This window comes from Candidatus Omnitrophota bacterium (genome assembly GCA_030688425.1).
In the GTDB taxonomy this organism is placed as follows: domain Bacteria; phylum Omnitrophota; class Gorgyraeia; order Zapsychrales; family JANLHA01; genus JAUYIB01.
The window spans coordinates 325,508-346,798 of the sequence record JAUYIB010000012.1; the positions used below are offsets into that span (position 1 = coordinate 325,508).

Sequence of the window (21,291 nt, forward strand, 5' to 3'; positions counted from 1 at the left end):
TATCCTGCTCTGCCGGTTTTCACAACGGATAGTTTATGATAGTTCCGCTATGGGACGAAACGGAAGGTTGAAATGATCTTTTCGGCCAAAACCTCGTCCATGCGGCCGTGCATTCGGGAATAGGTGATTTCAAGCCCCGGGAGGCAATAAAACTCACTCCAAGGTTCCCGCACAGCAAGTTTGCGGCCCTGTCGGCCCGCGACATCCACCGTGGAAACTTCAACGCCGCTGATCCCTGGCGAGGCGCAGGCCGGGGACGGAGGATCCGCTTCTCCCGGCAATCGGATGTCCATCGTTGACGGCAAAGACAGATTGTCTTCCATGATCCTGAAACCATTCCCTTCTACAGAGGACTTCATCGGGAATATCGAAAACCCCTTGGGGAGCTGGATCTCAAAACCGGCTTTGGGATTCAAATAGGTGATCCACACTTCCCCCTCTTGGGGCGGGGAATGGTTCTCGAAAGGGACCTCAACGGCCGCCGCTTCCGGACGGGCTTCCGGCAGGACCGCAAAATCGGCCTCAGCGGCATAGGACCGGTCCACGTCTTTTTGCAGGATAAAAAGCCGCCATCGTCCCGGGGTATCAATCCCTCCCATCATCGTGGAAAGACCAAAGTCCTGGAACGAATACACATTGGCCCCCGACCGGACCGCTTTGATCCCGGTCATAACCTGCTGTTCCAGCTCATCCTCACGGAACAGCATCATGTCAAAAGTGGCCGCCTGGTTGGCCCCCAGGGTATTGTTGATTTCCACGGTCCCGGCCACAGGTTCCCCAAGGGCATATTCGCTCTTATTCAACAGAATTTTGACCGAAAGATAGGACTGCGGCCCCGCGGCCACGGCGAAAGGCGGCAGGACGGGAACAAAGACAAACGCGGAAAGAATCGAAAATATGATCCAAGAATTCTTTATCATCATGCGAGCACAAAACAATATCTGTCCCAAGAAGACAGTCAGGCAAAAACCGGCTTCGACATTACCAATTGTAATACCAACAGACGGACCTGTCGATGCCTATCCCTCAGCGAATTCTGACGGGTCAAAATGCCAGCCGCCCTCCCGCGCTCCAGACATAATCGAGCTCCTGGTGCTCTCCCCCAAGATCCTGATGAACAGGAAACATCAGGGAGCCGAAAACAGAGATCCGGTCATTGGCCTTGATGGTGATGTCCGGGCCCATCAGGAGGGTTGTGCCCCCGCTGTCGCGGACTTCGCTCCCCTTGTCGGTGTGTTTCTGTTCATATTGAAAATTTGTTGCCAAACCCGCGCTGGTCTTGAAGGCCCGGCTTGCAGGATTGATATCCACATGAACGAACAGGGATGTTGACAGCAGATCACCGTATTCATAATCCTGCCCGCCCTGGGTCTTGAACACATACGCGAGATTGGCCAGGTATTCCAATCTGCTGACCCGCTGTTTGTAAAGCCCGCCGATGACATAATCGAACGACCCCGTGCCGGGCTACAGCTCCGGCTCGAATTTCCCCCGCCGGAATTCCGTTCACCCGTCATTCCGGTCGGAAACTTGACGCCGCCCAGTACACCCGCAGTCCGGTTGTCGTCCCTCAAAAATTCATAGTCGCCGAAGACATGCAAGTCGCCCCAACCCTCAGACCGTTCGAGCCGCCCCAACCGGGCATGGCTGTCGATCTCGATGGACCTCTTGATCGCATACGGGATTTCGGCTGAAAGAGTGAACTTCTCGGTCAAACGCCGCCCCAGAGAAAAATGATATAAGGAGTCCTCTGTTTTGTCATGAACATGATGGCCGTCATGATGGAGCGCATGGGCCTCCCCCGCAGGAATTTCCTTCCAGTTCTGCTCTTCATATAAATACTTGAAGACCCACTTCTGATCCTTGCTGGACGTCTGCAAACCCTGGCTGTCGCGGCCCAGCCTCGGGATCGTGCAGGATTCGCAGGCAAAAAGCTGGGTTGAGGAAGACATCCCAAAATTCAATAAAGCCGCAAAAAATATTATTCTTAAAAAATTCATACACCTCTCCCTCTAACAAAAAATGGATTATAAATGGAGTCCGCTTGAGACGGAGACCTTTGGATTGCTCAGGGGCTTCGGGAGAGATTACGCCTTCGGGACGTGTTCAATACTTCGGAGGAACGGCTGCTGGAAGGATACTGCCGTATTTTCATCAAACAGGCGCGAGCCAAAGGGGCCACGATCGTCCCCCATGGGGCGCAAAAAGAAATGACTGCCACCTGAAGATTCGGAATCTTTCGGGATCCCCGGTTTACTGAGAGTAACCCCTTTGTTCTGCTGGCCACCGGACTGGTCAGCAGAGGCGTGCGTGCAAAGACAAACCGCCCGCCGGCCGCCGCAAACTTTATCCTCTTTGCTGGGGGAGACAAAAATACCCAATGGCAGGAGCCACGCGCAAAAACAAAAGATAATGATGACATACAAAATCTTCATGGCCGGGATTATAACAAAAAGAAATTCTTTGGAAATATTTTTTCGATACGAAACAACTATGGACGGGGAATTACAACAGTGCCAGCGGCCGCAACTTCTTTCACTATGGCGCCAGCAACGTTCTCGGCGATCAACCGGTTGCCGGCCCGGGTGCCGTGGCCGAAATCGCCGGCGAACATGTCGGAAAAATACGTGGCGTAGGGCGTTCCATCCAGGGCTTCTTCAAAATTCGCCTTGTTCTCGACGAAAACGATCGGAGACTTACCTGAGAGCATTTTCCGCAAAGGATCCACGTCCCTCAAAGGGTACTGCACGCAAACGAGCTTGATCCCTCTCGACAGGACGATCTGCGCAATAGCGTTATAATTGCCGACCGTGGCGTCCGAATAATTCTCGATCCGCCGCACGAGGGCCTGGCCTGCCTTCTTGACCTCGTCCGCCTTGTCCTCGTCGCCCAATCGGGCATGGGCCTCGGCCAGGCGATCATAAAGCGAGGGGTCGCTCGGATTCTGGTTCACAGCGGATCCCAGGGCCTCTTTTGCCAATTCATACCGGCCGTGCTTCAGCATCCATGTCCCGACCAGGGACGCCACCTGATAGCGCTCCGGATGCGCTTTCCAAAGCGCTTGATAAATCTCCCCGGCCCGGGCATCCTGCCCCATCGCCTCATAACACCTGGCCAGCCCCATGCTGGCCAGGACGGTGTTGGCATTGACCTCCACCGCCTTCTGAAAAAACACCACGGCCTTGTCGCAATGGCCCTGATCTTCCAGACTCCTTCCCATCTCGACATATGCGCTGTAATTCCGCGGGTCATGCGCGATCGCCATCTGGAAGTACCTGTCAGATTCCGCAAAATCGCTCCGGATCCGGTAATGCCGCCCCAGCGCCACCAGCAGGATGCCCTGCCGGAGCTTGACCGTCTCCGCCGCTCTGGCAAAATGCGCTTTCTCCTCGGGCCGGGTGGCACGCTTAAAACTTTCCCTGAATTCCGCCCGCGTTTCGTCCAGCTGACGGATATAGGTCTCAAGTTCCCTGGGATCTTTTAAGGGCCGGGGCGGTTTTTCGGGTTCCGCGGTTTGGGCCGCGCTATCCGCGAGGGACGGGGCCCCATGGATTTTTCCCCGGACATGCTGGCCCAGAAGCTGAAAGAAATGATAAACCCTGAAATTTTCCAGAAAAAAAACAACACCGCCGGAAAAGGCGTTCTCCCTCACCGGGCCGCCGCGGTCATTGATCCCCACCATCACCACAACGATAGCCGGCCGATACCGGTTGAGGTTCTCCGGCAGGCGGGCAAGGACATCCGCCGATCCTTTGGCCACCAGGCCTTTGTTGATCACGCGCAAATTCCGCCCGGGAAGCGAGGACTTCAGGATTTCCTCCAGCTGAGTGGGATACGAGTTGCGGCCCCCCAGAGCGGTCATGGAATCCCCCACGCAGAGGACCCTTATCGCATCCCCTTGCAGGTTCACTCGATTCCCCCGCTCCTGCAGGAACGAAAACACAAAACCGCCCAGCCGCAATCCTGCCTCCAGCAAAACGATGGTCAGGACAACGCCCAGGATAACGAGCAGGATTTTCTGGCCAGAGGTCGTTTTCGCCATCGGATGGAAACGTCCTTTAAGGAATGGGGCCGTGAGACGCCCGGCTCAAAACAACGTATATATGAACGGCGCCACCGAGGAGCTCTGGGCGAACACCGTCAAGAGGCTCAGCGCCATAAGGATGATCACGATCGGCGCCAGCCAGTACCGTTTCCTGATGCGGAGGAAATCCCAAAATTCTCTGACAATGGAAAATTTCGACATGAATAGTGGTCCGCGGCTGGGGTCAGGCCTCAGCGGGCGCGCCCCCGCAGCCCCTCAAGACTTCATCACCGATGAGCCGGACCGCGTTCTCAACCGGCACCGTGTCCGTGTTGATCACGAGATCGTAAAGAGACGGGTCATTGATGTCCTTGCTGAAATATTTCCTGACGTAACTCCTCCGGTCTTTCTGCTCTTTGACCAGACAGGCGCGGGTTTTCTTTTCATTCATCTTCAGATATTCCTGCATGTGCTCCACGCGCTTTTCAAAGGACCCGATCAGCCGGACATGGAATCCCCGGGGCAGCCGGCGGGTGATGATGTTCGCGCCCCTTCCCACAAGGATCACATACCCCAACTGGGCCAGCCGAAGGATGGTATCGTTCATTTTGTGGACAAGGGACCATTGGGAGGGATGGGAGCTGAACAATTCCTCCAGGATGTCCTCGATTTCTGAAACGGCGCATTCCGAAAAATATGCGGCGAACTCTTCAGGAAGATGGTGATCCGACATGACCTTTTTGACGATATCCTTGTCAAAAACGGTCCAGGGGGAGCCCTCGCGCCGTTCCTTGTCCTGGAGATAGGCCGCGAGCGCCTCGGCAACGGTCATGCCGTAGGCCCCCGGCTCGCGGGAGATGGTGACAAACGGACGGCCCTGGCGGCGGTCGTGTTTCACGGATTTAAAAATCGCTTTGACAGACTTTTTTTGATTGACAACGTAGATGGGAGATCTGTTGGAAAAGTCAGACATCGCTGTACCCTCTTGAGTTTATTGTAACCCTCCCCGCGGGGAGTGTCCACGCCTTTATTTTTTCCGGACCGCAGAAGGCCAAACCTCGCGGATATCTCCGTGATAAATTCGTTTCCCCCAAGGCGCAATGTTTGTTACAATAAAATCCATTAATAGTTAATCCGGGCCTTTACCGCACCAAGCGCCCCACAGAGGAGGCCATCATGAAAAAATCCGTATTTTTCTTTGCGAAAGATGGGAAGTTGTGTGAACAGGTCGAACAGCGCATCAAAGGGGAAGGCTTCGAAGTCATCACCGGAGAAGACGGCAATGTGGCCCTGAAAACCATCAACGTCAACAATGTCCCCAGCCTGGTCGTTCTGGAATCAACCCTCGAGGGAATTGATACCCCGGAAGTCTGCAAAACCCTCCGGAGCGACGCGCGGACCGCCCGGCTCCCCATTCTCATCATCAAAGATAAGGACACCGACGAAACTGTTTTCAACGCGTTTCAGATCAACGCATACCTCACAAAACCCTTCTCGATGGACGGCCTGGTTTATAAAGTGCGCCAGGCGCTCTCCTCAACGGATGCGGCGTCAAAATCGCAGGAGAAGGATCCCCGGGCCCTGCTGAAAACCATCGGCATGACCGCGGTCTTGATCGCTGCGCTGGTGATGCTCGTCCTGTTGTTCTTCGGACACAAAATTTTCAAATAGATGTAACGGGAAAACGGCGGGCCTTCTGAGGGCGGAGCCTGAAACTTTCCAGATCCTTAACGGCTCCCCTGTTCCGTATGCCGGATGATCCTGTTCATCATGGCCACGGCCTCGACCGGATGCCGTCCGACCGCGGTCTCGGCGGAAAGCATCACGTAATCCGTTCCGTCCAGGATGGCGTTGGCCACGTCCGAAACCTCGGCCCGCGTGGGGATCCGGTTCTCCGTCATGCTCTCCAGCATCTGCGTTGCCGTCACCGCGATCTTTCCGGCCCGGTTGCATTTCCGGATGATCGCCTTCTGAACGAGAGGGACCTCATAAACCGGGATCGAAACACCCAAGTCGCCTCTGGCCACCATGACCCCGTCGGAAACCCTGATAATACCGTCAATATTCTTGATCCCTTCCCTGTCTTCGATCTTGGCGATCACCCGGAACGGATGCGGACAGCCCTCCAGATACTCCCGCAGGCAGAGGACATCATCCGGATTTTGCACAAATGACAGGGCGATATCGTCAACCTCATGCTCAATGCAAAAATCAAGATTCCTCCGGTCTTCCGGAGTCAGTCCTTTTTCCGAAAGGGGAACGCCCGGCATGTTGACGCCTTTGCGTTCCCGGATGGCCCCGGACGTGAGGACCCGGGCCCTGACACCGATCTTCCCGGCGGCTTCGGCCCGCAGGGCGATATTTCCGTCATCGATGTAAACGAGCTGGCCCTTTTTGATCCTGGCCAGCGGGCCTCGGTAATCAAACGGGATCACGTCGCCCTCTCCCAAAACGTCCCGGGGCGTGAGCCAGACAGACTGTCCTTTCTTGACACCAACGGGGCCGCCCCCCTTCAGCCTCCCGATGCGGATCCGGTGGCCTTCCAGATCTCCCAGGATCCGGATGCGGCGGCGGTATTTTTTATTGAATTCCTTGACCTTCTGTATCCGCTGCCGGTGTCCCTCGAGACTTCCGTGAGAAAAGTTCAGCCTCACCACGTCCATCCCGGCGCGGATCATTCTCCGCAGAACACCGGACCGGTCCGAGGCTGGCCCGATCGTGCCGATGATTTTCGTTCTCGGCGCGGACCTCATCCCAAGATTTCTCTCATCCGCGACAACAGCGTTTTAAAATTGATGGGTTTGGCAACCGCGGGATAATCTTGGCCGCCGGCCTTGACGCTGGGAGGGTGCTCCATCGACGCCTCGTCCGAAACAATGCTGGACAAAAATAAAACCGCGACATTTTTGGCCGCTGGATTTTCTTTCACGTGCTTCACGACATCCGCGCCGTCGACATCCGGCAACATGATGTCCACCAACATCATATCCGGCGGTTCGGCCATGGCCTTTTCCATCGCGGAACGGCCGTCCCTGGCCACGTCGATCTCGTAGCCTTCCGACTTCAGCCGGCGTTCCAGCATCTTGATCGTGACTTCCTCATCCTCCACAATGAGAATTGTCCAGGCCATTCCAAGGCTCCTTTGCTCAAGGTTGTCGCCTGCCTGCGCGATATTCTCCAAAACCAACCGTTTATTCTTCGATCGGATGAAAAATCCCGGGGTGGGCCAGCAGTTCCGGGGACAAATACCCCGTCAGCTTCCGGCGGATCATCTGGTACAGCGGCTCTTGATCGCCGCCGCTCTCCCGGATGCCGCCCATCTGCAGATAGGCCATGTTCATCAGGACCATGCTGTGCAGCCATTCCTTCGCCCTGAGTTTCACGATTTTTTGCTCCTGAACGATATCCGTGTACGTCCTGGCCACGGCCTCCAGGATTTGAAGGTTCTCTTCAGGGTAGCCGGTCTCTTCCAACTGATCCATGGTCTGCCGCAGGAATTTTTTATCCACCTCCTGCAGCAACTGCTTGCAGACCTTGACGCGCTCGACCTGCGAAGCGGTCAAACGTTCCGCCGTGTCCGCGAAAACGGGCAGGCATAAGGCCGTCGCCAAAAACCAGACCATCCCCATTCCCGAGTTACTTTTCAACCTCATAACTTCTCCTCTTCTCTGTTGACCACGGCATTCCCGCCACCAGGTCCGCGGGTTATTCGCTGCGATACAGGTACCCGAGATTCTGTCCGTCTTTTTTATACTCCAACGGCGTCATTTTTTGAATACTTTCCGCATATTTCCCCGAACGGTAATAAATACGCACCCGATCCCCTGCCTGCAGAGGTTCCGTCCCGATGAGGACGATGAACCGCTTGCGCCACTGGTCGTTTTCATCAATGATCTCGATGTCATTCCGCCCGATCTTCTGGATGATCCCCACCACGGATTCCATCCGCGGACGCCGGATCCGGAGGACGTCACCATCGGCAACGGCAGGGCCGAAGACCGGACACAACAGCGCCATGCATAAAAAAACCCGCAGATTCATGGTCGATAAAATCAGGGGCTTCGCGCGTTATTCTTCCATCAAGCGGACGCTGAACCCCCGGCACCCTTCATGCGTGATCGTTCCTTCATAGCGGACGGGATCATCCAGGACCTTGCCTTCCATGCCGACCGTCATATAGCCGGACGGCTGCCGGATCCATTCCCCGGGGAAAAGCCTCATCTCCCGGGTCTGGGAATCGTATTCGCCGCGCAAATAAAAACTCCCCTCCGCCCCGGTCGGGGCATGATAAAAATGAAAAATCCCCTGAACGTCCCCATGATTTCTTTGCGTGATCTCCAGGTCAAGGTCCGTGACCCCCTGGCGGCATTCATATTGCCCGACCCATCGCGTTGTGGCCTCGGACGGCCCGGAGGAGCGGGGGCCGCAGCCGGCCCATAAAACGCACCCCCAGACCACGAAAAACAATTTCCGCCCAGCGGATATCCCGATCATGGGGCCTCCGGTCATCCTCTCGAGGTTAAACGCCGTTCCTCCCCGGCGTTTTTTCATTCTAACGGCTTCCCCCGCGGTTGTCTACGGCAGACTCAAACAAAACTAATCTCGGACAGGCCGTGATTTACGGGACAAGACCTTGTGCTTTTTGAGATCTTTCTGGAAAGGGAATTCGAATTTCCCCTCCAGGACACACCCCTTGCTGCCGGGATAACAGGCTTTCTTCCTTTTCCGGCAAAAGTCCTGTTCAGTCCTATGCTTACAGTCCCACATGGGATGGTCCTTTGCAAAATTTTTATTAATAGTACCAATCTCCTTTGCGAGTGTCCACCAGAATTCCCCACTGCACCAGGCCGGGCCCGGGAGTTGGCCCGGCCAAATCCTGTCAGGGGCGTCACCCTGCGGGGGTACGGCGAGGGCTTCCCGTGATTCACCGTTTTTATCATGCCTTCCTGCACGGCCTGAAAAACCGGCGGACAAAATAAAAAACCACCGGCCTCTCGAGGCGGCGGCTTCTGTTATTGACACATTGTTTTAAAGATCCCATGGAATTGGTCCCCCTGACGCCGATCTCGCCTCTCTCAAAGAGGAGAAAAAGGGACCCCGGCCCTACGTCCCCAAATGCAGGGCCAAGAAATCACTCAAAAACTTTTCATCCATCTCCCTCATCGTCTCGGTCGCGCCGGCATCGAGAGACAATTTCCTGGCCCGGTCAATTTCGATCGTTTTTTCCGCCAGAGATTTTGTGCCCAAATTTTCTTTATCCATTACGGAAAACGACAGAATCGGCAGATCTTTCAGATCACGGTGTTTTCGCACTTTAAGGACGACATCGCTGGTCGGCCGGCCTGCCATCATGACTTCCAGGACAAGGAGATCGGGCTTGGCAAAGGCAACGACATCATAAACATTCTGGTTTGCCGGACAAATTTCGCACGCGTATTTGCCGGACCTGATGGCTCGCTCCATCCGATCCAGAACGCCCGTGCTGGAACCTGCCAGCAAGACCCTCTTGCCCTTGACGGTGGACGGCTTTTCGGGGGCTTTCGCCGGCTCCGGTTTGGGAGAGGGCGGCTCTTTCACCGTTTCCGGTTTTGGGGAAGCGGGTGCCTGGGCAGGCGCGGCATCGGGGTTTACTCCCAGCATCCCCAGAATTTTCCCCACCAGGTCAGCGGCATCAAAAGGTTTGGTCACAAAGTGGTCCACCCCCATGACCCGGAACGTTTCCTCCATCTTCCCCCGCGCCGTCAAAATGATGACCGGGATATTGGACGTGCCGGGGGCTTTTTTCAACTCCTTATAAAAAGCGAAGCCGTCCATTTTCGGCATCAGGACATCGGCGATGATCAGGTCCGGCTTCTCCACCCTGACCTTCTCCAGCCCCTGCACACCGTCGAAGGCCTTGATCACCTGGAAACCGTTGGCCGAAAGTCTCAACTCGAGCATCGAGACCAGATCCGCTTCATCATCTACGACGAGTATTTTTTTTGCCATGATACACCCCGATTTTTTGTAAGATTATTAAGGCCGGAGATGTCCCTCTCCTCCACGAAAAATCCTGCGCCGGCGTCTACTTTTTCGGCAAGGCGAAATAAAAGGTCGTCCCATGCCCGGGCTCGCTATGCGCCCAGATTTTTCCGCCATGCAGATCGATCAACGATTTGCAGATCGCCAGCCCCAGCCCCGTGCCCTTGACGCCGGGGCTGTATTTATGGGAAAACTGCTCAAACTTGTTAAATAATTTTTCCATGTCCTCCTTGCTGATACCGATCCCGGAATCCTTCACCGCGCACAACACGCTCATGTCCTGGACAGCCAGCGAGACCTCGATATGCCCTCCCTCAGGAGTGAATTTGAAGGCGTTATTGAGCAGGTTGTTCAGGACCTGGACGATCTTGTCCTCATCGACACTTGTCAGGACCTCGTGCCCCGGCCCGGAATAATTCATAGAGACCTTTTTGGACCGAATCAAGGGAAAATGGGAATCCACCACCGACTGGACGATCGCATTGATGTCTTTCGAGGCCAGCCTCAACTCGATCTTTCCGGCCTCGATTTTCGCCATGTCCAGCAGGTCGTTGATCAGGGAGATCAGGCGCTCGACGTTCTTCTTGGATTTCCTGAGGACATCTTCCTGCTGAGCGGGAAGGTCGCCCAGGACCCTGTCCAGCATAAGGCTCAGCCCTTCATTGATGATCGTCAGGGGGGTGCGCAATTCATGGGAAACCGTGGCCACGAAATCATCCTTCATCTGGTCGATCTTCTGCAGTTCTTTGTTTTTCCGTTCGAGCTCCTTGTACAACAGGCGGATCCCGTCGTTGGTCTTCTGCATGACCCACTGGATGTCATCATACATCTTCTTCAAGGACAAGTAAGACGCCACCCGCGCGGTCAGCTCCTCCGGGATGATCGGCTTGTTGATGAAGTCCGCCGCGCCCAGCTGAATCCCGCGGATGCGGTCATTTTCATGGGTGAACGAGGAGACCAGGATGGTGGGGATCAGCCGGTCTTCCATCTTCCGCAATTCGGTCAGCGTTTCAAACCCGTTCAGGTTGGCCATCTGGATGTCCAGCAGGATCACGTCCGGAGCGTTCGCCCGGACAATCTCCAAAGCGTGCATGCCGGACTCCGCCTCGACCAGCTCATATTTCAGGTTCGTTCCGAGCAGGATCTCCTTGATGAACTCCCGGTCAAACGGGCTGTCATCGACGATCAGAATTCTTTGCATAAGCTCCCTTCAACCGATGATCTTTCTGACGGCCTGGATGATGGACTCGCAATCCGAGGTCTTGACGCAAAAATCATCGGCCCCCGAGCGCCGCGCCCTGCCGGCATCGAGGGCGTCCACCACTCCCGTCATGATGATGAGCTTGGCGTCGATGCCCGGCATCGCCCGGATGAGCCGGCAGACTTCGAATCCGTCGATTTCCTTCAAATTTGTGTCGATCAATACCACATCGGGCTTTTCCTGGGGCACTTTTTCCATCCCATCCTTGCCGGACGCGGCCATGACCAATTCGCACACGATGCCGTTTTCCCGCAAAAGCTCGCGGATCAGCACCCTGTCTCCCTCGTTGTCATCAATGACCAGAATCTTCCTGCCCATAACCCCTCCCCTTGCCGAAAGCCTCAATCCATCTGAAAATAACCACCATTATTTTAGCCGCTCTCCCCCAACCTGTCCACCCCGCCTTTAAATAAAAACGACAGCCTCATAACCTCCTCGCCGAAGGAAACCACGCCAAGGCGCGGATCCGCTTATCTCGCGACAGCCCTGTCGTCAGCGCAGGGGCTTGATCCCCAGAGACTCCGGAAAAGGCAGGCGCGCCGCCTCGGGCTCCGCCCTTTTGAATTCCTCCCATTCGAGCAGGCGGGGAGCGGTATAAACGTCCTTCACGAATTTGTGATACCGGGAGCGGGGATATTTCTCAAGCTCATAGTTCCCGGTCCCCCGGTCCCGTTTCATCCCCTTCAGGTGAAAAAAAAGGACCCCCGCCCATTCCATTTTGAGCCGGTGCGCAAAAACCCCGTAACGGTGAGTAAAAATGTAGCGGGTCGCGGGGCTGACAGGAAAAAAACCGATGTCTCCCAAGCCGCACAGAGGATAGTTCCCGTTCACATAAACCTTGCCGGCGTGGTCCCACAGATTGACCCCCTTGAACAAAACGTATTTGGCCAAGCCGTTTTTGCGGATATGGGCGACCGCCCGGCCGAACAATTCCGGGATGACGACCTGGTCCCCGTCGATCTTGACAGCCCACCGGCAGGTGGTCTTGCTGAGGGCGTAGTTCGATTGGTTGACGAAGCTGTTCGGCGATTCCGCCGGGAGATCATGGTACTCCGCGGAACTCTGATGATAGACCCGGGGCGCGTACTCATACACTTTGACCTTGTCCGGAAAGGACCTGCGGAACCCCTCCGCGATCGCCGGGGTCTCATCCGAGCAATTGTTATAAACGATCACCAGCTCGTCCAGAAACGGCAGGATGGCCGCGATCGCCTGGCCCACAAAATCCGCCTCGTTCCTGAGCCGCATGTAACCGCTCAACCCGGGCCTGCGCCCCTTGGGATCCAAAGCGGCCCTGTCAAACCAATACTCGCGCAGCGATCCCCCTCCCGGGGAACGAAGTTCATTCCAGAGTTTGACCTTTTCCATGGTTCTGCGCAGCGCGGAATACATCATCTCAGCGATACGGCGACCTTCGGCTCAAGACACAGGGCGGCCGCCAGGCCCCTCAATCATCAGGTTCGGATAATCCCCTTTGTCCCGGGGGTCGAGATCCCGGCGTGGAATTTCCCAGTTCCCGTACTTCTGGGTCAAATACTTTTCAGTTTCCCCCGGGACCAAAATCGGCTGGCCATAAAACCGGACCGGGGCCAAGTTCGCGAACACGTCCGCCGTATGAAAATATTTGAGCAAGGTCTCCCCATCTGGCGTCACGGTAAAAACCTGGCCGTCCTGATGGAAATGATAGAAAAAGTCCACATGGATGTCGTCATAAACCGGCTTCCGGAAGGAAATAAAATATTCGTTTTTCATCCGGACCTTGTAACCCGTCCGTCTCAATCGATCTTCCAGAAGGCTGACTCGCCCACGGTCTTCCTCCATGAGCCCCAAATCAATGTCCGCGTCATCCCGGATGAATTGATTTTCCCTGCGAAAACCCAGGAGAGTTCCGCAGGTCAAAAACGGCCGGAACCCGACGGAGCGGCACGCCGGCAAAATCTCCTTCAGAACACGGTGGCCAAAAATCCGCAGTCGCAAGCTCGGATAACGCGCAGGGTCCAGGTCGCCTTCCCCCAAGGAGAAAAGGGCGCGAGGCCGGAAAATCAAAATTTTGCAGATAATCCGGCACCGCCAGGCCAACAAATGGAGAGCCCGCACGGATTTCCCCCACAGGGTTCCGCGGGCATATTGCCGGTCGACCCACGCCTTGATCCTGAGCCTCAACAGGGTCAAGGCGGCCCCGTCGGGCGAACTGTGATCTCCGCCAATCATAGGAACAAGGAATCGGATTGGACGCCAAGCATCCGTAAAATATAATTCATTTTCTGAACAGCCAGGCATCGCTGTTGGATAACAAAAGGATTCTGGGCCGGGCACAAAAAACTCAGGCCCCGGCACAACAGGACAAACTTGATGAACTCTTTGATAGCGACGTAAAGTCTTGCAAGAGAAGAAAGCCTCTCCTGCCGAATTTTGATCATCGCGAGGCTGATCCCCTCCCAGGCAAACCTTTTCATCAGCCAGGACATGGAAAGCCGCTGGGGAAGAACCGCATGGCGGACGCGGATACCTGGATCAAAAAGGGACTGGCACCCCTTGCCCCGCAGGATTTTCTGGATGGCGACGTCTTCTCCGGACAGCAGGGATTCGCCTTTTCGCCCCAATCCTTCGTCAAAACCGCCGGCCTCCGATAATATCTCCTTTAAAAACGCCATATTGCACCCGTGCAAAAAATATTTATCTCCCCGTAAAATCTGCGGACGGACGGTCCATTCAAGTTCGCTGAAGAAAAATTGGGGGCCGTCCCCCAGCCAATGGGGACGCGCGGTATCCCAAACAAGTTCGACTTTCCCTCCCACGCACGCCACGTTGGCAGGAGCGGACCGGAAAGCCTCAAGGATATTCTTCAGCCAGTCAGGATCCGCGACCGCGTCATCATCCATAAAGGCCACATAACGCCCCCTAGCGCGGGCGACGCCGGCATTCCTCGCCCGGGAAAGGCCGAGCTTGGGCTCATAAACATATTTCATGTTGCTCCGGTTTCCCAAAGACCGGACAACGCCCGCCGTGTCGTCGGACGAGGCGTTGTCAATGACCAGAATTTCATACTCTTCCGCGGGCAGACTCTGCGCCAGGAGGCTCTGCAGGGCCTTCTTGAGCAGTCCGGAGCGGTTGTGTGTGCAGACGATCGCGGAAACGGAAAGGGCCATGTCAATGTCCCATCAATGTTTTAATGCGGGAAACAAATATTTTTGTGTCGAAAGCCCTGGCCCGGTCCTCGCAGGCCGGCCGGTATTTCCCCGGGTCCTGTCCGACGAAGCGGACCGCCGCGAGGAGGCTGTCCTCATCCATCCGGTCCAAAAGCCGGCCCGTGACACCGTCGAGAACGGTTTCCCTGAACCCGCCATCGGCCGGGGCGATGACGGGTTTCCCGGCGGCCATCGCCTCGACCGGAGTCAGGCCGAAATCTTCATCCAAAGCGGTGGCCAGGAAGCCCCGGCAATCCGCGTAAAGTTTCAGCAAATCTTCCTGGTGGACCCAGCTGAAAACGCTGACGTTGGCCGGCTTGATGGACCGGATATAATCCGCGTAAGACCGGAAATGCCGGGATTGTTCATAACTGCCCACGATCACCAGTTTTTGTTCCGGCATCCGCTGGAAGGCCCTGATCTGCAGGTCCACCCTCTTATGGCTGATCAGCCGGTTGACCGACAGCCAAAAATTCCCATTCCGACCGTACCGGAATTCCCGTGTTTCAACCGGGGGATGAACGATCTCGGCGTCCCGCGACAGGTATGTCCTGATCCTGTTTTGCGTGTTACGGGAATTGCAGACCATCCGGTCGACCTGCCGGATATACGCCCGCGTCAAGATCCGGTTGGTGTGGACCCAGACGTCGAAACACCCCCGCAAAGAGGCGGGAACGGTCTTCTTCCGGGTGTAGGGGTACAGGTCCCAGATTTCGCGGATCGGCGAATGGACATACCAGAGATTGGGATGGTGATTGACCGCGGCCGAGACCGCCCAGTCTCCGCCGATGATGTAACGGTCGTATGTATTCCCCAGATCCAGGCCGCGAAAACGCCAAAGGGCCAGTTGGTGCCGGAACGGGGCATTGACAGGGACTTCGCCGATCGAGAGAATTTTGACATCGGGAAATCCCATCCTCCGGACCTTGTCCCTGTCGATGTTCGTGGTGTAGATGTCCGCCCCCAGCTCCCGGGCCAGGATCAGGCACACCCTTTCCGCGCCGCCGATGTTGTCCATAAAACTGTGAAAGATGGCTGTTTTCATATCGCCGTTGTGATTTTGCCGCGTAGACTTGCTCCCTCTTCCGGCCAAGACCTCGGCCTTGCCTCGATCAGAGACTGATAGATGGCTTCAAGACGCGGGGCTTCTTTCCGAATGTCATGGTGCTCCCCGACGAACTCCCGGCCGCGCAAACCCATGTCTTGCCGGACCCCCGGATTTTTCAACAAGAAAAGAATATTACGGGAAAGAAGCTCGACATCCCGTTCCGGGGACAATACCGCGCTTTTGCCGGGAACAACTACGCTGGGGATATCCGCGTGCGTTGTTGAGATCACGGGAACCCCCAGGGCCTGGGCCTCCAGGATCACGGTCGGGGCCCCGCCCTCCGTGTCCCCATCAGCGGCCGTGACGCTCGGCTGGAGCAGCATGTCCGCCCTGCCCAGCTCATCAAGATACCGATCGTAATTAAGAAAACCGAGCAGTTTCACATGGCCGTTCAGGCCCAGCCGTCCTATCAGCTCGGACACTTTTTGTTTTTCCGGGCCGTCGCCGATCACGCGAAATTCAAAACGGTCCTTCGTTCTCTTGACCTCGGCCAGAGCGCGCAGGGCGTATTTCAGACCTTTCTTCTCGACAAACCGGCCGCAGAAGACGATGACTGTTTTGTCCCGGGTCTTCGACCGGACCGGCGGCGCCATTTTTGCGACCGGAACGCCGATCCGCTGGATCCTGATTTTCTCCGGCGGGCAACCCAGTTCTGCCAGCCGGAAGCGCATCACTGGCCCTTCGACGAGAAAACAATCGCCCTCGCAAAACAATTCGCGGTATTTCGTCCGCCATTCCTCTTCACGGGACAGTTTGGTCACATCATAACCGTAAAACGACGTCACGAGCGGAATCTTCAATGCCCGCCGGAGCGCCAGCGAAAAATAACCGTTAGGGCCAAAATGGGCGTGGATGCACTGCGCGCCGGTTGTCCTGAGGGCTTGGATGGCCTTGGCGGCATCCATGCCCAGGGGGCCATACCGCCAGCGGCGATAAAAATCCCAAAAGGGAAATCGGCCGGGGGCGATCCGATAGATGTCGCCCCTGGGAAAGGGAAACGTTTCCAAATTCGCGATCTCTTCAGCCAGGCAGACAGCGCGAAAAAATTTCAAATGGCTGACAAAAAAATAAACAAACGTCTGGGACGGAGTAAATGCGCCACGGTTCACATGGGCAACAACGGGCCTGAGATCTTGGGGCATAGGCAGAAAGGGGCTCACAGAGGAACCCCTCCGCCCTGCTCCGGAAACTGCCATTCCTCATAGAAACGGCGCAACTGCTCATCCGTCCTCAAATACCGCCTGTCCAGATGGCGCGTGTCACCAATGATCCGCACGGGGTTGCCCCGGGCGATGGCATAATCCGGGATGTCCCGGTTGACATACGTGCTGGGACAGACGATGCACCCATCCCCAATGGTCACCCCGGGGACAATCACGGTTTGCGATCCGATGGCGGTGTATTTCCCGATGCGAACGGGTCTGGTCTTGTATCCGACCTTCTTCTCCTCGGGAATCTCCATGTAATGCCGGCCATAGAGCCGGATCGCGACGTAGGAACTGTGCGTGAAAATCCCCACCCAGGCACCGAGCTGGGTCCCGGCCCCAATCTTTACGCCGCCTGTGCCGTCAATGACACAGTAATGCCAAATAAAAACATTTTCCCCGATCTCGATGTTCTCTTTGTGGGTAAAGCACACGGTATTGCTGTACCGGACACGGGGGATGAGACGGCCGCGGGCGTCCCGGTAATTGTCGTAGATCATCCGGGGGGACGCCACGGCAAGGGAGATCCGGTCCAAGAACCGCCGGAAAGCGTTTTTGATCATCCGTAAAAATCCCATCTCAATCCCTCTCATCAAGAAGTTTGCCGGCGCTGACAGAATTCTCCAGATATTGTAACAACCCCTCGCCGGAAATGGGCAAGATTTCTCGGGACTTGAGCAAATACTCCCGGGCGCCGCGGACATCGCCTTTTCTCAACGCCTTCAGCGCCGCGGCGTAAAGGCCGAACGCCTCGTTATGAAGGCGTAAAACAACGGCCCGGTCAAAATCCTCCCGCGCCTGCCGGTCTCGCCCCATCCTCAGATTCAGCCCGCCATGAATCCGGCATAGCGTTTCTTCCTGCTGTCCCAGAAAAACATATTCCTCAAGATCGTCGAGAGCGGCGGCACTCCGCTTTTCCCCGAACAACGCCTCTACGCGGCCGAAGCGCTCCTCCCGCCGAGTCTCATAAATCCTGACGGCCTTCCCCAAATGCATCAAGGCCGAGGAAAGCTCGCCTTTTTTGAAGTATTCCGCGGCGATGTTGATGTGTCCGGTGGCGTCCCGGGGAGACTTGCCCACCACATCCGCCCACAAGGAAATTCCTGTCCCCCACACAACGTTCCGTTGATATGTCAGGCCGGAGTAAATCAGGATGACGACGCCCAGGGCCAAAAGAAATATCCTCCGTGTCCGCGCCAGGGCCGCTGTCCCCAAGACCAGCAGAACATAAAAACCCACCGACGGCAGATACAACCGGTGTTCGCTGATCACATCGCGGATGGGGATGACGCTGGATTCCAGCGCAAGATGAACAAAAAACCAAAGGATGGAAAACGAAACCAGGGGCTGAGGGCGCCGGATCTTTAACGCGATCCCCCCAAGGGCCGCGATGCCCAGGAAGCCCAGGACCGTCAGCGGTTTCCAAAAGCCGTAAGACAACGGATAGTCATATTTCAAATTTTGGCCGATGGGAAGGACCAGGAGCCGCAGATACGTAAAAAATCCCTGGAACTGCGTGAACAGGTACGCCTCCACCGGAATGTTGGCCCGGGAGCGGATCAGCAGACGGGGGACATCGATGATGTAAGCCCCCATCAGAAGGAACAGGAACGCCAAAACGACAATCCCGGTTCGAATCCACAGCGCTTTGCTGCCGCGGCCGGAGGCGATTTCTTGACTGCTCCCCTCCTTCCGTCCCCAGGAAAAGCAAAACTCGTACAGCAGCATCGTAACCGGCAGGGTCAGGGCTGTTTCCTTGGTAAAAATGGCCAGCAGACCGAAAACGAGAGCCCCGGTGAAAAAAACCAGGCTCCGGCTTCGCCTGTGGCCGTCATCCGGGACCACCCGGCGGCCGGACATGTACAGGCAAAGCGCCGTCAGATAAAACAACGCCGACAACGACGTGAATCTTTGGCTGATATAAGTGACGGCCTGAGTCTGGACGGGATGGGTCAAAAACAAAAACGCGGCAGAGAACGGCAGGAGCTTCCGGCAAGGGTTCGCGGCCAGTCCGCGGCATTGGGGGTGGGCCAAAAGCAAAGCCACAAGCCACCAGACCGCCCATGCCGAGGCAACATGAATGGCAACATTCACGGCATGGTAGCCGAAAACACTGTCTCCGTGGACCCGATAATTGACGGCAAAGGAAAGGAATCCGATAAAACGTTTGCGGTAATCCAGCCGTTCCCACAGAGTTGGAATTTCGGCCGCTCTTTGGATCGCGGGATTGGTCAGGATGTAGCCGTTATCGTCAAATAAAAAAGGGGCGTTGAAAGACGGAGAATAGACAACCGCGCCGGCGACACCAAGGAGCGCGGCTGCCCAAAGCGTTAAAGCGGAAATCTTCAGGCTTTTCCAAATGTCACGCATGCGTTCTAAAATATCCCGGGATGAACTTGCGAAAAATGACGCCTGTCTAAAAAGACCCACTCATTTTAGCCCCGCGCCATTCTTCTGTCCAACAACAAAACGATCAGGATCAATTTTTCCAGATATAGGCCGCTCCCGGAACGGCCAGGGAAATCTCCTCCTTCGAGACATCCCGAAACTGGCCGGGCGGCAAATCACCCAGCTCCAAACCGCCGAAGGCGACACGTTTCAGGTGCGTCACCTCATGCCCGAGAGATTCCAATAACCGCCGGATCTCCCGGTTCTTGCCTTCGGTCAATTCCACGATCAAATGGGATTCCTTGCGGCTGGACTTACGCAGCGTGATCTTGGACGGCTTCAACAATTCCCCTTGGTCCTGCACGCCGGCCTCCGCTCTGTGGATGTCTTCCGGCGTCACCTCCCCCTCGGCGGTCACGATATAAACGCGCGGAACGGCATGGGAGGGGTCCGTCAGGTATGCGGAAAGTTTGGTGTCATTGGTCAACAACAATAACCCGGTGCTGGCCATGTCCAGCCGGCCCACGGGGTGAAGATGCTTCAACTCCGCCGGTAGCAGATCGAAGACGGTCCGCCGGCCCTTTTCATCCGAAGCCGTTGTGACAACGGCTTTCGGTTTATACAGCAACAGCGTCCGCCACTCTTTTTTCTGCAGAGGCTCACCGTCTAAAACAAATTTGTCTTTTTCCGGAATCACCCGGGACAAAGGGTCCGTGACCGTTTTTCCATTGACCTGAAGGCGCCCGGCCAGCACCCACTCCCGCGTCTGGCTGCGGGAGGCCAGCCCCAGCTTGGATAACGCGCGCTCCAAAGGGACCTTGCCCGGGAATTTGTTCACAATATTTGACGGCATACTCACGACCCTTTTCAGAAAAGACAATGATCCGGCCGTCATAAAAAATCCGCCGGTTATCCATGAAGGCAACTCCCTGTGATATCACACCGGCATTCCCCTGTCAACGAAAAGCCCGCATGGCCAAAAAAAGGGCAGCCTGAAAATCAAGGCTACCCTTGGTAAAAAAACAATGTCAATCGGTTTAAAGGCTCTTCTTTTTCCGCATCACGGCCCCGCCAACCATCCCAGCCCCAAAAAGGATCATGGTTGCCGGCTCGGGAGCAACAGGATTCTCTCCAGGACCACCGGGGACTTTGTCACTTCCGTCATCTTCAAAACCGCGGAAGCGGGCCACAAAACTTTTGCGGCCTTGTCCGGCCCCAGGCCGTCTGGATAAAGTATTAAGGAAAGTTTCTTCCGTTAAGATGTCTAAGTGATGACCAGTTAAATCAAAAGTGAAACTTTCGGTATCCCCGACAGCAATCCCTTTAGATGGCTTCCCGCCTCCCTGAAAAGCCGATCCTGTGCTGGCGCCGATATCGAATTGGCCATACGGACGGCCGTTAACGCCATTCTGAAACGAAGAATCTTCACCTAACAAATTGAAATCCGGATCACTTGAACTGAAGGAAATATCGGTAATCCGGTTACGGGGATTGTTAAAAACAAAAGCGGTCAAATACCCCCCATTATCAGCCGGAGACGTATTCGTTAAAAAAATCTCAAGCTGGGCCGTCGTCGAATTTGTGAAGCTGTAATTCAACGACCCGCTATAGGACCCCAATAGCCCATCGCCCCCGATCAGCATTAATGCATGACTAACCGTCGGGTTAAAGACAACCATGCCCACGATGCTCAGCGCCAAGACCTGCAATTTTCCCATTTTCATATCCTCTCCTTGTTTTTCTTAGCCAAAACTATACGTTTTTTGTTTAAAAAATGCCATTTTCACGCTAAGACGTTTTTTATAAGAACCACCCGGTCTACAATCCCGCAACGCGGACTAATCATAGAGTTTTTCCAGCAGATCCTGCCTCTTGATCCGGTAATGCCCGCCCGGCGTCCGAATGGCCCGGATCTTCCCGATAACAATATACTTTTTTAACGTGGCTAAGCTGACATTCAAGAACTCAGCCGCCTGGGCTGAGGTCAGAAAGATCTTTTCGCGGTAAATCTGGCCCTCTGTGGACATCTGGCGCCCTTTCCAAGATCGCACAAAATCGTCTAAAACGCACAAATCCCCATCAATATCATGGGAATA

General features: G+C 55.6%; 25 protein-coding genes. 1 reads left to right on the top strand and 24 read right to left on the bottom strand.

What is annotated here, in order from left to right:
* Window positions 1–47 precede the first annotated feature (47 nt).
* From Q8Q08_02580 to Q8Q08_02605, 6 genes are all read right to left on the bottom strand, one after another.
* Window positions 48–923 carry a hypothetical protein gene (locus tag Q8Q08_02580; GenBank protein ID MDP2652898.1) on the bottom strand — a complete coding sequence of 292 codons (876 nt, stop codon included), beginning with the start codon at window positions 921–923 and terminating at the stop codon, window positions 48–50.
* A gap of 121 nt (window positions 924–1,044) precedes the next feature.
* Entirely contained in the window at window positions 1,045–1,407 is a 363-nt protein-coding gene (locus Q8Q08_02585) for a hypothetical protein (protein MDP2652899.1), read from the bottom strand.
* Window positions 1,408–2,087: 680 nt separating this feature from the next.
* Window positions 2,088–2,435, bottom strand: coding sequence for a hypothetical protein (locus Q8Q08_02590; GenBank protein MDP2652900.1), 348 nt, complete (start codon window positions 2,433–2,435; stop codon window positions 2,088–2,090).
* Window positions 2,436–2,491: 56 nt separating this feature from the next.
* Window positions 2,492–4,042 carry a tetratricopeptide repeat protein gene (locus Q8Q08_02595; GenBank protein MDP2652901.1) on the bottom strand — a complete coding sequence of 517 codons (1,551 nt, stop codon included), beginning with the start codon at window positions 4,040–4,042 and terminating at the stop codon, window positions 2,492–2,494.
* Window positions 4,043–4,087: 45 nt separating this feature from the next.
* Window positions 4,088–4,246 (bottom strand): DUF5989 family protein, encoded by a 159-nt coding sequence (locus tag Q8Q08_02600; protein MDP2652902.1) that lies wholly within the window; start codon window positions 4,244–4,246, stop codon window positions 4,088–4,090.
* Between the two features lie 22 nt (window positions 4,247–4,268).
* The gene (locus Q8Q08_02605; protein MDP2652903.1) at window positions 4,269–4,997 is read right to left on the bottom strand and encodes a cytidylate kinase-like family protein; all 729 of its coding nucleotides are present in this window, start codon (window positions 4,995–4,997) and stop codon (window positions 4,269–4,271) included.
* Window positions 4,998–5,200: 203 nt separating this feature from the next.
* On the opposite strand from Q8Q08_02605, the gene Q8Q08_02610 reads away from it, so the two are divergent.
* A complete protein-coding gene (locus tag Q8Q08_02610) occupies window positions 5,201–5,695 on the top strand; it encodes a response regulator (GenBank protein MDP2652904.1) in 495 nt (164 codons plus the stop codon).
* Between the two features lie 56 nt (window positions 5,696–5,751).
* On the opposite strand, the gene pyk is transcribed toward Q8Q08_02610, so the two are convergent.
* From pyk to Q8Q08_02700, 18 genes are all read right to left on the bottom strand, one after another.
* Complete coding sequence (pyk, locus tag Q8Q08_02615; GenBank protein MDP2652905.1) at window positions 5,752–6,777, bottom strand: pyruvate kinase; 1,026 nt, start codon at window positions 6,775–6,777, stop codon at window positions 5,752–5,754.
* The gene (locus Q8Q08_02620) at window positions 6,774–7,154 is read right to left on the bottom strand and encodes a response regulator (GenBank protein MDP2652906.1); all 381 of its coding nucleotides are present in this window, start codon (window positions 7,152–7,154) and stop codon (window positions 6,774–6,776) included. Before Q8Q08_02620 ends, pyk begins: the two co-directional genes overlap by 4 nt.
* A 61-nt stretch (window positions 7,155–7,215) precedes the next feature.
* The gene (locus Q8Q08_02625; GenBank protein ID MDP2652907.1) at window positions 7,216–7,677 is read right to left on the bottom strand and encodes a hypothetical protein; all 462 of its coding nucleotides are present in this window, start codon (window positions 7,675–7,677) and stop codon (window positions 7,216–7,218) included.
* Between the two features lie 52 nt (window positions 7,678–7,729).
* On the bottom strand, window positions 7,730–8,065 hold the full coding sequence (locus Q8Q08_02630) for a hypothetical protein (GenBank protein MDP2652908.1): 336 nt from the start codon (window positions 8,063–8,065) through the stop codon (window positions 7,730–7,732).
* A 27-nt stretch (window positions 8,066–8,092) separates the two neighbouring features.
* Window positions 8,093–8,575 (bottom strand): hypothetical protein, encoded by a 483-nt coding sequence (locus Q8Q08_02635; protein ID MDP2652909.1) that lies wholly within the window; start codon window positions 8,573–8,575, stop codon window positions 8,093–8,095.
* A 552-nt stretch (window positions 8,576–9,127) separates the two neighbouring features.
* On the bottom strand, window positions 9,128–10,012 hold the full coding sequence (locus Q8Q08_02640) for a response regulator (GenBank protein MDP2652910.1): 885 nt from the start codon (window positions 10,010–10,012) through the stop codon (window positions 9,128–9,130).
* 76 nt (window positions 10,013–10,088) lie between these two features.
* Complete coding sequence (locus tag Q8Q08_02645) at window positions 10,089–11,246, bottom strand: hybrid sensor histidine kinase/response regulator (GenBank protein ID MDP2652911.1); 1,158 nt, start codon at window positions 11,244–11,246, stop codon at window positions 10,089–10,091.
* A 9-nt stretch (window positions 11,247–11,255) separates the two neighbouring features.
* Window positions 11,256–11,624 carry a response regulator gene (locus Q8Q08_02650; GenBank protein ID MDP2652912.1) on the bottom strand — a complete coding sequence of 123 codons (369 nt, stop codon included), beginning with the start codon at window positions 11,622–11,624 and terminating at the stop codon, window positions 11,256–11,258.
* 174 nt (window positions 11,625–11,798) lie between these two features.
* The gene (locus tag Q8Q08_02655) at window positions 11,799–12,701 is read right to left on the bottom strand and encodes a hypothetical protein (GenBank protein ID MDP2652913.1); all 903 of its coding nucleotides are present in this window, start codon (window positions 12,699–12,701) and stop codon (window positions 11,799–11,801) included.
* Between the two features lie 24 nt (window positions 12,702–12,725).
* Complete coding sequence (locus Q8Q08_02660; GenBank protein ID MDP2652914.1) at window positions 12,726–13,517, bottom strand: hypothetical protein; 792 nt, start codon at window positions 13,515–13,517, stop codon at window positions 12,726–12,728.
* Window positions 13,514–14,455, bottom strand: coding sequence for a glycosyltransferase family 2 protein (locus Q8Q08_02665; GenBank protein MDP2652915.1), 942 nt, complete (start codon window positions 14,453–14,455; stop codon window positions 13,514–13,516). Before Q8Q08_02665 ends, Q8Q08_02660 begins: the two co-directional genes overlap by 4 nt.
* 1 nt (window position 14,456) lies before the next feature.
* Window positions 14,457–15,539: a glycosyltransferase gene (locus tag Q8Q08_02670; protein MDP2652916.1), complete on the bottom strand. Its 1,083-nt coding sequence runs from the start codon at window positions 15,537–15,539 to the stop codon at window positions 14,457–14,459.
* The gene (locus tag Q8Q08_02675) at window positions 15,536–16,744 is read right to left on the bottom strand and encodes a glycosyltransferase (protein ID MDP2652917.1); all 1,209 of its coding nucleotides are present in this window, start codon (window positions 16,742–16,744) and stop codon (window positions 15,536–15,538) included. Before Q8Q08_02675 ends, Q8Q08_02670 begins: the two co-directional genes overlap by 4 nt.
* A 14-nt stretch (window positions 16,745–16,758) precedes the next feature.
* Entirely contained in the window at window positions 16,759–17,400 is a 642-nt protein-coding gene (locus Q8Q08_02680; GenBank protein ID MDP2652918.1) for an acyltransferase, read from the bottom strand.
* Window positions 17,387–19,177 (bottom strand): hypothetical protein, encoded by a 1,791-nt coding sequence (locus Q8Q08_02685; protein MDP2652919.1) that lies wholly within the window; start codon window positions 19,175–19,177, stop codon window positions 17,387–17,389. The genes Q8Q08_02680 and Q8Q08_02685 overlap by 14 nt, the downstream gene beginning before the upstream one ends.
* Window positions 19,178–19,286: 109 nt before the next feature.
* Window positions 19,287–20,048, bottom strand: coding sequence for a pseudouridine synthase (locus Q8Q08_02690; GenBank protein MDP2652920.1), 762 nt, complete (start codon window positions 20,046–20,048; stop codon window positions 19,287–19,289).
* A 184-nt stretch (window positions 20,049–20,232) separates the two neighbouring features.
* Window positions 20,233–20,919 (bottom strand): PEP-CTERM sorting domain-containing protein, encoded by a 687-nt coding sequence (locus Q8Q08_02695; protein ID MDP2652921.1) that lies wholly within the window; start codon window positions 20,917–20,919, stop codon window positions 20,233–20,235.
* A gap of 114 nt (window positions 20,920–21,033) precedes the next feature.
* Entirely contained in the window at window positions 21,034–21,222 is a 189-nt protein-coding gene (locus Q8Q08_02700) for an excisionase family DNA-binding protein (GenBank protein ID MDP2652922.1), read from the bottom strand.
* Between the last annotated feature and the right edge of the window lie 69 nt (window positions 21,223–21,291).

Bases quoted from the DNA above. Each gene is read 5' to 3' on its own strand.
- Q8Q08_02670 (MDP2652916.1), bottom strand. From the start codon at position 15,539: ATGAAAACAGCCATCTTTCACAGTTTTATGGACAACATCGGCGGCGCG.
- Q8Q08_02600 (MDP2652902.1), bottom strand. From the start codon at position 4,246: ATGTCGAAATTTTCCATTGTCAGAGAATTTTGGGATTTCCTCCGCATC.
- Q8Q08_02610 (MDP2652904.1), top strand. From the start codon at position 5,201: ATGAAAAAATCCGTATTTTTCTTTGCGAAAGATGGGAAGTTGTGTGAA.
- Q8Q08_02660 (MDP2652914.1), bottom strand. From the start codon at position 13,517: ATGATTGGCGGAGATCACAGTTCGCCCGACGGGGCCGCCTTGACCCTG.
- Q8Q08_02605 (MDP2652903.1), bottom strand. From the start codon at position 4,997: ATGTCTGACTTTTCCAACAGATCTCCCATCTACGTTGTCAATCAAAAA.
- Q8Q08_02635 (MDP2652909.1), bottom strand. From the start codon at position 8,575: ATGAAAAAACGCCGGGGAGGAACGGCGTTTAACCTCGAGAGGATGACC.
- Q8Q08_02685 (MDP2652919.1), bottom strand. From the start codon at position 19,177: ATGCGTGACATTTGGAAAAGCCTGAAGATTTCCGCTTTAACGCTTTGG.
- Q8Q08_02675 (MDP2652917.1), bottom strand. From the start codon at position 16,744: ATGCCCCAAGATCTCAGGCCCGTTGTTGCCCATGTGAACCGTGGCGCA.
- Q8Q08_02645 (MDP2652911.1), bottom strand. From the start codon at position 11,246: ATGCAAAGAATTCTGATCGTCGATGACAGCCCGTTTGACCGGGAGTTC.
- Q8Q08_02620 (MDP2652906.1), bottom strand. From the start codon at position 7,154: ATGGCCTGGACAATTCTCATTGTGGAGGATGAGGAAGTCACGATCAAG.
- Q8Q08_02595 (MDP2652901.1), bottom strand. From the start codon at position 4,042: ATGGCGAAAACGACCTCTGGCCAGAAAATCCTGCTCGTTATCCTGGGC.
- Q8Q08_02690 (MDP2652920.1), bottom strand. From the start codon at position 20,048: ATGCCGTCAAATATTGTGAACAAATTCCCGGGCAAGGTCCCTTTGGAG.
- Q8Q08_02700 (MDP2652922.1), bottom strand. From the start codon at position 21,222: ATGTCCACAGAGGGCCAGATTTACCGCGAAAAGATCTTTCTGACCTCA.
- Q8Q08_02650 (MDP2652912.1), bottom strand. From the start codon at position 11,624: ATGGGCAGGAAGATTCTGGTCATTGATGACAACGAGGGAGACAGGGTG.
- Q8Q08_02625 (MDP2652907.1), bottom strand. From the start codon at position 7,677: ATGAGGTTGAAAAGTAACTCGGGAATGGGGATGGTCTGGTTTTTGGCG.
- Q8Q08_02655 (MDP2652913.1), bottom strand. From the start codon at position 12,701: ATGATGTATTCCGCGCTGCGCAGAACCATGGAAAAGGTCAAACTCTGG.
- Q8Q08_02680 (MDP2652918.1), bottom strand. From the start codon at position 17,400: ATGAGAGGGATTGAGATGGGATTTTTACGGATGATCAAAAACGCTTTC.
- Q8Q08_02665 (MDP2652915.1), bottom strand. From the start codon at position 14,455: ATGGCCCTTTCCGTTTCCGCGATCGTCTGCACACACAACCGCTCCGGA.
- pyk (MDP2652905.1), bottom strand. From the start codon at position 6,777: ATGAGGTCCGCGCCGAGAACGAAAATCATCGGCACGATCGGGCCAGCC.
- Q8Q08_02630 (MDP2652908.1), bottom strand. From the start codon at position 8,065: ATGAATCTGCGGGTTTTTTTATGCATGGCGCTGTTGTGTCCGGTCTTC.
- Q8Q08_02590 (MDP2652900.1), bottom strand. From the start codon at position 2,435: ATGAAGATTTTGTATGTCATCATTATCTTTTGTTTTTGCGCGTGGCTC.
- Q8Q08_02580 (MDP2652898.1), bottom strand. From the start codon at position 923: ATGATGATAAAGAATTCTTGGATCATATTTTCGATTCTTTCCGCGTTT.
- Q8Q08_02695 (MDP2652921.1), bottom strand. From the start codon at position 20,919: ATGAAAATGGGAAAATTGCAGGTCTTGGCGCTGAGCATCGTGGGCATG.
- Q8Q08_02640 (MDP2652910.1), bottom strand. From the start codon at position 10,012: ATGGCAAAAAAAATACTCGTCGTAGATGATGAAGCGGATCTGGTCTCG.